8 protein-coding genes are annotated in these 7,826 nt (G+C 70.0%); 5 read left to right on the top strand and 3 right to left on the bottom strand.

Annotation, left to right across the window (positions count from 1 at the left end; translation table 11 throughout):
- Window positions 1–241 precede the first annotated feature (241 nt).
- The gene (locus C1J00_RS05135) at window positions 242–484 is read left to right on the top strand and encodes a DUF5302 domain-containing protein (protein WP_102907828.1); all 243 of its coding nucleotides are present in this window, start codon (window positions 242–244) and stop codon (window positions 482–484) included.
- A 320-nt stretch (window positions 485–804) separates the two neighbouring features.
- Window positions 805–1,821, top strand: a complete 1,017-nt coding sequence (locus C1J00_RS05130) for a hypothetical protein (RefSeq protein WP_245936208.1) — start codon at window positions 805–807, stop codon at window positions 1,819–1,821.
- 197 nt (window positions 1,822–2,018) lie between these two features.
- Here the strand turns inward: C1J00_RS05130 and C1J00_RS05125 are convergent, their stop codons facing one another.
- On the bottom strand, window positions 2,019–2,516 hold the full coding sequence (locus C1J00_RS05125; protein ID WP_102907820.1) for a peptidylprolyl isomerase: 498 nt from the start codon (window positions 2,514–2,516) through the stop codon (window positions 2,019–2,021).
- A gap of 413 nt (window positions 2,517–2,929) precedes the next feature.
- Here C1J00_RS05125 and C1J00_RS05120 point away from each other — a divergent pair, with 413 nt between their 5' ends.
- The 3 genes from C1J00_RS05120 (at window position 2,930) to C1J00_RS05110 (ending at window position 5,055) form a co-directional block, all read left to right on the top strand.
- Window positions 2,930–3,154: a hypothetical protein gene (locus C1J00_RS05120; RefSeq protein WP_102907819.1), complete on the top strand. Its 225-nt coding sequence runs from the start codon at window positions 2,930–2,932 to the stop codon at window positions 3,152–3,154.
- On the top strand, window positions 3,151–3,852 hold the full coding sequence (locus C1J00_RS05115) for a restriction endonuclease (protein ID WP_102907818.1): 702 nt from the start codon (window positions 3,151–3,153) through the stop codon (window positions 3,850–3,852). The genes C1J00_RS05120 and C1J00_RS05115 overlap by 4 nt, the downstream gene beginning before the upstream one ends.
- A gap of 531 nt (window positions 3,853–4,383) precedes the next feature.
- Window positions 4,384–5,055, top strand: coding sequence for a pyridoxamine 5'-phosphate oxidase family protein (locus tag C1J00_RS05110; protein WP_245936207.1), 672 nt, complete (start codon window positions 4,384–4,386; stop codon window positions 5,053–5,055).
- 281 nt (window positions 5,056–5,336) lie between these two features.
- Here the strand turns inward: C1J00_RS05110 and C1J00_RS05105 are convergent, their stop codons facing one another.
- Both C1J00_RS05105 and C1J00_RS05100 read right to left on the bottom strand, forming a co-directional pair.
- The gene (locus C1J00_RS05105; protein ID WP_102907817.1) at window positions 5,337–6,233 is read right to left on the bottom strand and encodes an aminoglycoside phosphotransferase family protein; all 897 of its coding nucleotides are present in this window, start codon (window positions 6,231–6,233) and stop codon (window positions 5,337–5,339) included.
- Window positions 6,234–6,493: 260 nt separating this feature from the next.
- Complete coding sequence (locus tag C1J00_RS05100; protein ID WP_102907816.1) at window positions 6,494–7,657, bottom strand: hypothetical protein; 1,164 nt, start codon at window positions 7,655–7,657, stop codon at window positions 6,494–6,496.
- Between the last annotated feature and the right edge of the window lie 169 nt (window positions 7,658–7,826).

Raw genomic sequence — 7,826 nt, 5'->3', positions numbered from 1 at the left:
AGCCCCACCCGAGCAGGTGATGAATGCGTCCTGCGTGCGGTGGCGCAGTGGTTCACCGCGCCCGGCCCGCACCGGGACCGGCTCGGGGCGGTTCGCCGCGGCTGACTTCACGGATCATTCGGCCGTGGCCTGGCGCGACCTGCAAGGTTCCGTCAGGGCCGGGCCAACGCCGACGTTGGACGTCACGCGGCACCCGGCATGACAAGCTGTGTTCTCCAACGCCCGAGCCCAGGAGGTCACCATGGCCGAAGAGTCTGCAACACCAGAAGGTTCGGAGCCGGCTGACGCCGAGAGCCCCGCCCTCACACCCGACGCTGACGGCCAGTACGACCTGAAGCGCAAGTTCCGGGAGGCTTTGGCCCGTAAGCGCGGTATGCAGGCGGATGCCGCCGACCTCGCCGCGAATCCTCACGCGTCGAAGATCCGCGGCGCGCACGGCCCGGCTGCCAGCCAGCGGTCGTTCCGGCGCAAGAGCGGCGGCTGAGCCGAGAACGGCCGCTAGACGAGACCCGGCAGGACACAGCCCGCCAACTCCTACTGACGAGGCGGGTTGTGCCCTGCCGGGCGACGAGGGAGGACCTGCTGTGGCGTACGGACTCGGTGTGTCCCGGAAATGCTGAGGGCGGGCCGGTGCGCCACTCCCGAAGGAACCGACGTCCGGGCGCGAACCAGGCCGTGGGGAACGGCGATTGCAACCCCAACGCCCCGCCCGACCCGGGCCGTGACGCCTCGGGAGGACCATGCCCGGTCCGCCCGGCGTCCCTGCCGGGAACGGACCCGGAACGTACAGAAGGCGCGCCCTGGATGCCCACCCTGATCGACCGCACGGTGCCACCGACGGGAGGGAGTCCGGAACGCGGCGTCACCGCCACCACATTCGCCGTCCTGCGACGGCACCGTGCCACGGTGGCGGGCACGACAGCACGCGTCGTCGGTCTGTGCGGATTGCTCGCGCTGCTGATGACGGCCGCGACATTCGCGCTCGCCTGGCCAGTCTTCACCCACATGCGGAACCAACGCATCTGGTACCACCACAGGGAAGACCCTTACCTTCACGACCACACCGACCTGGCGCTGGCCGCCCTCTGCGCACTCCCGCTCTTCCTGGCTCTGCTCGGCACCGGCAGCGCGGCCCTGCAGACTGTGTGCTCCCGGGCGGTCGCGGCGGGGACTCAAGGGCTATCGCAAGGAGACCGAGCGCGGGTCGCGGATCGCGCGCGACTTCCACCGGTGCTCTCCGTGTACGCGCTGCGCGGCCTGATCGTCTGGCCCCTGCCGCTGCTCGCCACGTTCGTGGCGGACCGTCTCACCGGCTACTCGCTCGACACTCCGGAGCCCCTTGAACGCGGATCATGGCTCCACACACTCGTCGAGGCTTTTCCCGTGGCGGCCGTGTCGGCCGCAGTGCTGCTGCGCCTCGCCCTCGCCCTGGCCCCTGCTGCGGCAGCCGCCGGCCTTGGCCCTCGCGCGGCCCTACGCCGTTCCTGGTCACTGACCTGGACGCGCTCCGGATTCGCCCGCGTCCTCGCCCTCGCGTTGCCGCTGACCGTGCTCACGACCGGGACGGTCCGGCTGGTGACACAGCTCGCTCTGCCGCTGCGCCCCCTCGTACGAGACTTTCTCGAGCAGGCAACGGGCAATTTCTTCGCCGCGTATTACGCCGGCATCCTCGCGCCCGTCCTCGTCGGCATCCTGGCCACCGCGGCCGTGACGCTCCCCCTCACGTTCACGGCCTTCGCGACCCTCTACGACCACCTGCTGCCCCGCACACCTCCCAGGTGCGCTGAGGGCTCGGTGGACTCCACCGTGCGGCGCACGTGAAGGATGGCGGGCTGCGGGCTCGCTCAACCGACCAAGTGAGCCGCATGTACGGAGCCTTGAACGGCGACGCCCAGTCCTCCGCTGTCACCTCGGGCAGGTGCCCGTAGCCTGATCCAGCGCTACGGGCACAGGAGACATACGTGGCAGTCAGCCCGAGTCGATCACTCCGACCACCTGCCCGGACCAGCGGCGTACGGTCAGAGAGCGCCGCAGTCGGCGATGGTGATGGTGGCCGAGGTACGGCCGGACCGTGAGCCGTAGCCCTCGATCTTCCGCACGACGTCCATGCTGCTCTCGTCGGCGACCTCACCGAACACGACGTGCTTGCCGTCCAGCCAGGACGTCACGATCGTGGTGATGAAGAACTGCGAGCCGTTCGTGTTCGGGCCGGCGTTGGCCATGGAGAGCTGGCCGGGCTTGGTGTGCTTGAGCGTGAAGTTCTCGTCGGCGAACTTCTCGCCGTAGATGCTCTTGCCGCCCGTACCGTCACCGCGGGTGAAGTCGCCACCCTGGAGCATGAACTCCGGGATGACGCGGTGGAAGGACGAGCCCTTGTAGCCGAAGCCCTTCTCGCCGGTCGCCAGCGCGCGGAAGTTCTCCACGGTCTTGGGGGCGACGTCGTCGAACAGGTTCATGTTGATCCGGCCGGCGGGAACATCGTCGATGGTGATGTCAAAGAATACCTTGATAGTCATGCCCCCATCTTGACACCTGGCGCCCTCCGGACCGACCCGGGCACCCCGAGGACCCCCCGCTTGCTTACCGACCGTGGCGGCCTGGTTTTCTCTCGATGGTCAGCATGATCAGGGGTACAGGGGTGCTCATCAGCGGTACCGGAAGCATCCAGCCACGCACTGTGCCTTCCACCGCCACCTACGGCCCTTCGGGTGCTCTGACCTGAGCAACACCACTGGCAACGTCCTGTTCAAGCCTTCCTTGATCACCACATGTGCTGCTGCGTGGACCGATTGTCACTGCCGGCTGTCACCATGGGCGGTCCGGTCGCTTCGAGGGGGAGGCATCCATGCCTTGGATAGCTCCGTACGTGCGTTCTGACGGGACACCGGTGCGGGGGCATTCGCGGTGGCCCACGGGTGCCAGACGAGAGATGACGATCTTCGCCGGCTTCGCGTTAGCCGTGGTGGCGTTGGTCAACGCCACTGGCAACGGCAACGGCAACGCCTCGGCGGAGAGCGGAGAGGTGACCCCGCGGCCGCAGTCGACCGTGCGGTATCCGATCCGGTTCGACGACGCTCCGCCGCCGCGGATCGCGCAGCCGCGGCCCACGGTGTCGTATCCCGTCCGGTTCCCTGAGACGGAGGGGAGCCGATGACGCGTCGGCGGCCGTCGGCACGGCGGCGTCCCCGACGCCCGAGCAAGCGGCAGCAGCAGAAGGACGCTCAGCTGATCGTCTTCGCCGTGGTGGCGGCGGCGGTCATCGGCTCGGTGGTGATGGTGGTCAACTGGCTGATCGCCCACTGGTGGGTGCTCCTCGTCACCCTGGTGCTCGCCGTGCTCGCCGGCATCGGCCGGCTCTCCAACCGCCGGCAGCAGGCCCGTTGGAATGCCGTCCGCGCGCAGGGCCTGCGCTACGGGCTGCCTCAGCTGGATGCGCTGCATCACGCCAAGTTCGAGGAGGCGGTCCGGGATCTGATGCGCCGCGACGGCTGCCAGGACGCGCAGCGGGTCGGCGGGGGCGGCGACCTGGGCGCAGATGTGAAAGCCACCGACCCACTCGGGCGGCACTGGGTGATCCAGTGCAAGCACCGCCGCAACGGCGCCCGGGGCTCGGCCGTGGGCACGCCGGATCTACAGGTCCTCAACGGGACAGCGCGGCCGGTGCACGGCGCGGACATCGCGGTGATCGTGACGAACGGCCGGGTGACCAGACCGGCGGTGGACTTCGCCGAGCAGCAGCGGTTACACGTGGTGGACCGCCAGACGCTGGCTGTGTGGGCCTCGGGCTCCCGGCCGTTGTGGGAGCTGCTGCGGGCTGTTCCGCCGCCTAGGCGGCCCACGTCGCTGAGCTGAACCGCGGAGCTCGGCAGGCTGTGACCTCGCGGTTGAGGACAACTCGGCGCAGATCACCCTCTACACCTCCCCGCATGGGTCAGTCGAGGATGCGCAGGCCGATGTCAGGCGGGCAGTGGGGGAGGTGGGGAGGCCGGAGACCATCAACCGGCGGGCTTCGTCGCGGTTGATGGCCTCCGGCCGCGGTCGCCTGCGGCGTAGCGGCGGCCAGTGGCTGGACCTTCGACTTCCGGGACGAGGCACGCGAGGCGCTCGGTATGGTGGCGGCGGACCGCGTCACCTGCGGTTGAACCGCCGTGCAGGGGCCGGTCCGAACCGGATCCGGCCCCTGCGGCCCGGCCCCGGCCCGAGCCCCTGGACCGGCCTGCTCTACCCTGATGGGCACGGCCGGTGCGATTTTCGGCCTGAGCGGCGATGCAATCAGGTCACGTGAGTCTTGTGAACACCGGGCCGTGGCCCGGACATAGACGCTCGCACTCCCTGGGCCCAGTGGACCGCTGCACACGACTGAATGCCTGTCAGGGAGGACCGTTGCACCACGACGAGCGGGCAGAGCGGCCCGGAAGCCAGGGAGAGCACCAGATCCAGCGTGATCTGGGTACCGTAGACCGCGCAGATCGGTTCTACGGCGAACAGGTGCTCGACCGGCTCAACTCGCGGATGACGGAGTTCGTTGCCCGTCAGGAGATGTTCTTCCTCGCCACTGCGGACGGGCACGGGGAGTGCGACAGCACGTTCCGGGCCGGACCGCCCGGCTTTCTCCAGGTGATCGATGCCACGACCTTGGCATACCCGGAGTACCGCGGGAACGGGGTCATGGCCTCGCTCGGCAACATCCGGGAGAACCCCCACGTCGGGATCCTGATGATCGACTTCTCCCATGACCGCATCGGCTTGCACGTCAACGGCCGCGCCCAGTTGGTCACCGACGAGGCCATGCGCCGCAGGTACCCCGGCCTCCCTGTCGATGCGGTCCCGGGCCGCCGTCCTCAGATGTGGGTGGAGGTCGAGGTCGAGGAGGCATACATCCACTGCTCGAAGCACATACCGAGGCTGGTCAAGGCACCGCTGCGGCAGAGCGTCGACGGGGGACAGGGTGCGGCCGGTGACGGCGGGCAGGCGTGGGGCACGGACGACGTCAGGCGCAAGGGCGGCGACTACTTCGGAGCGGCGGCCCGAGGCCACGGGCTGGCTCCGCGCTGAGAAGGGAACACGGAGGCGGCGCTTCGCGGCGTGGTAGCTACGCCCCGAGTCCTTGACCGCGGCCGTTGGTTGCCTCGACGGTCCGCGATCGGCTACTGAGCATGTTCCTCATGGTCGCCGGAGGCTGACTGCGACGCCTCGCAGGGCGGAGTGAGTACGGCCGCCCCGGTTGCTGTGCCTTTGTGAGCTTGTGTCCCCCCGGACCGTGGCCTCCCTCGGCCGAAAAATCGGCGCACAGACCCACGAAAGGAGATGGCGTCTCAGTTCAAGGGAGACGCCCATCAAACGCCCATCAGGACACGATCAAGTGCCGCCCGGCCTGCAGGTCCCCAGTTCGGCTTGCCGCCGGGAAGACCCCGATCTCCGTTCTGCCCCATGAGCATCAGGAAGAGGCCCTTCATCGCGGCCAGCCCGCGGGCACGCCGGATCGCAGCCTCGTCTGCATGCGCGTACATCTCGAAGAACCGTGAGGCCATGCCCGCGGGTAGCAGCACCCATGCGGCGGCGAGGTCCCACGCCGGATCGCCGGCGCACATGGCACCGAAGTCGACGATGCCCGAGAGGGTTCCGTCCGAGACGACGACGTTCGCGGGATGAAGGTCAGCGTGCACCCATACCGCCGGGCGCTCCCACTCGGGGGCCGCAACGGCATCGTCCCAGACAGCCCGGACCTCGTCGGCAATGCCACCGGGGACCACGGCTTCGAAGAAGTGGTCGAAGCCGTCCGTGCACTTCTTGGGGTGAGCGCCGAAGTCCGAGCTGACCGGCGCCTCGGCGGGTGCCTCCACGTGGAGCGCCCTGAGGAAGCCGGCCAGTGTGTCGGCCGCGTGGGCGCCGCGGCGGATCGAGCCGTGGTCCAGCGGCTGGCCGGGAACCCACGTCATGACGGTCCAGTGCTTGGGGAAGCGCTCGGACGGTTCGCCGAACCGCACCGGGGTCGGCACCGGGAGCGGCAGGCGCGGGGCCAGTACGGGCAGCCAGCGCCGCTCCTTGAGCTGGAGTTCAGGGGTGGGGTCCATGCGCTGCATGCGCACGGCCAACTCGTCCCCAAGACGCCACATCTGGTTGCCCCAGCCGCCCGCCACCTCCCGGATGGTCAGCCCTGCGAGGTCTGGATGTTGCTCCTTCAGCAGGTCGCGAACCAGGTCTGCGGTGATCTCGATCTCGGTGTCGGTCATGCGAAGTCACAGTACTGAGGGCAGGTCCACCGGATCGCCGATGGGGACGTTCTGCCTCGCCGCCTGGACCTCCCCACGAGAGGCTGCCGGAGGACGAGCGTGGCCGATCACCTGCCAGTCCACCTGGTGTGAGACAGCCTGGCTCTCCCAGCGGCCCGCTGCCTGCCCCGGGCTCCCGCGCACCGTCCCCGGCGAGGAGGCCGTCGCCAGCTGCGAGGCCCGGTTGGGGGAGTGATGGGCGGTCGGGGGTGGATCTGCGGTCAGTCTGTGAGCACGTAGCACGTGGCGTGGGCTGCGCCGTGCTCGTTCCAGTCCCATTTGTCGGTGGGCCAGGTGAACCAGTGCGTGTCTCGCTCGGCGGACTCAGCGCGCCAGGTGGCGGGGGAGGCCGGGACTGCCCGGTCGCAGGCGGCACCGGCCCGCCGCCGGGCCTCGTCCGCCCCCGGGTAGGTGAGGTTCAGCTCCGGCTGGGCCAGGACGCGGGCGCCGTGCTTCGTCTCGCACGGGCGGCTTACGACCATTCGGTCCGAGCTGGTGCCGGTGTGCGGGTCGAAGCAGGCGCCCGGCTCCAGTTCGTCGATCTCCCGGACCGTGTCCTGCGCGGGGAGCTGACGGGCGGCGGACGGCAGCTTCGGGGCGGGCGCGCCGTGTCGGCTGATGGTCAGCTCGGCCCGGATCGTCTTCAGGCTCCGCAGCGAACCCCACTTCCGTGCCTTCAGGGCTCCCATATCGGCCGAGGCGCGGGTGAGGCGTCCCTCGCCGTCGGCGCGGAGCTTGAGGTCGACGGGCAGCGGCGCGGCGGCCTCGTCGGTGCCGCGGTGCAGCAGGTCCCGCAGGTCCTCGGGGAACAGGGCGAGGGCCGCGGGAGCCGGGGTGCGGACCGTGTATGTTCGGCCGGTCCGCGCCGCCGCGGACTTCGTCACCCGCCCCCCGGAGGCGAGCAGCTCCAGCAGCGTCCCGCCGAACGGGACCTGGGTGCCGGCCAAGGACTCGGCGTTGCGGTTGCCGTCGAGGGTGAAGTCGTTCGGGGCATGGCGGATCCAGTACGGCGCGGCGCCTGGCCGCACCAGCACATCCGTCCCGTCGACGGCCACGCCCAGCTCCGACGGCTGGGGGGACGGCGCGGGGGAGCGGCCCAGCAGCGCCTCCCGCTCGGCCGTGGTGACGCGCTTGGTGAAGGTCCAGGACCTGGTACCGACGGCGTGCCCCGCCTTCGGTGCCATCCGGCCCTCGCTCGTCAGGGCCGCCTCCCCGGCGCCGAGTTCGAAGGTCGTGGTCTGCCGGAACGCGAAACCGTCCGTCGCCAGGGTCGCTTCGAGGGCCTTGGCGGGCTGCTGATCCTTCGGAGCCGAGAAGACGGGGTGTTCGGCCGTTTCACCGGCCGAACACCCCGCGACCAGCAGGGCGACCGCGGCTGTGGCCACGCCGCAACGGGCGCGTTCGAGGGAGGGATGACGGGATATCACGACGGTATGACAGCAGCCCCCGCTCCACGGTTGCACGCCGGGCGATAACGGAACCGCAACGCAACCGGGAGGCCGCCGAACCCGCTACCGGCCCTACGGACCTCCGCTCCACCGGCCGGCGCCTGGG

It is taken from the genome of Streptomyces cahuitamycinicus, from assembly GCF_002891435.1.
In the GTDB taxonomy this organism is placed as follows: domain Bacteria; phylum Actinomycetota; class Actinomycetes; order Streptomycetales; family Streptomycetaceae; genus Streptomyces; species Streptomyces cahuitamycinicus.
Note: the sequence above shows the minus strand (reverse complement) of the source record. Positions and strands in the feature narration are given on the sequence as shown.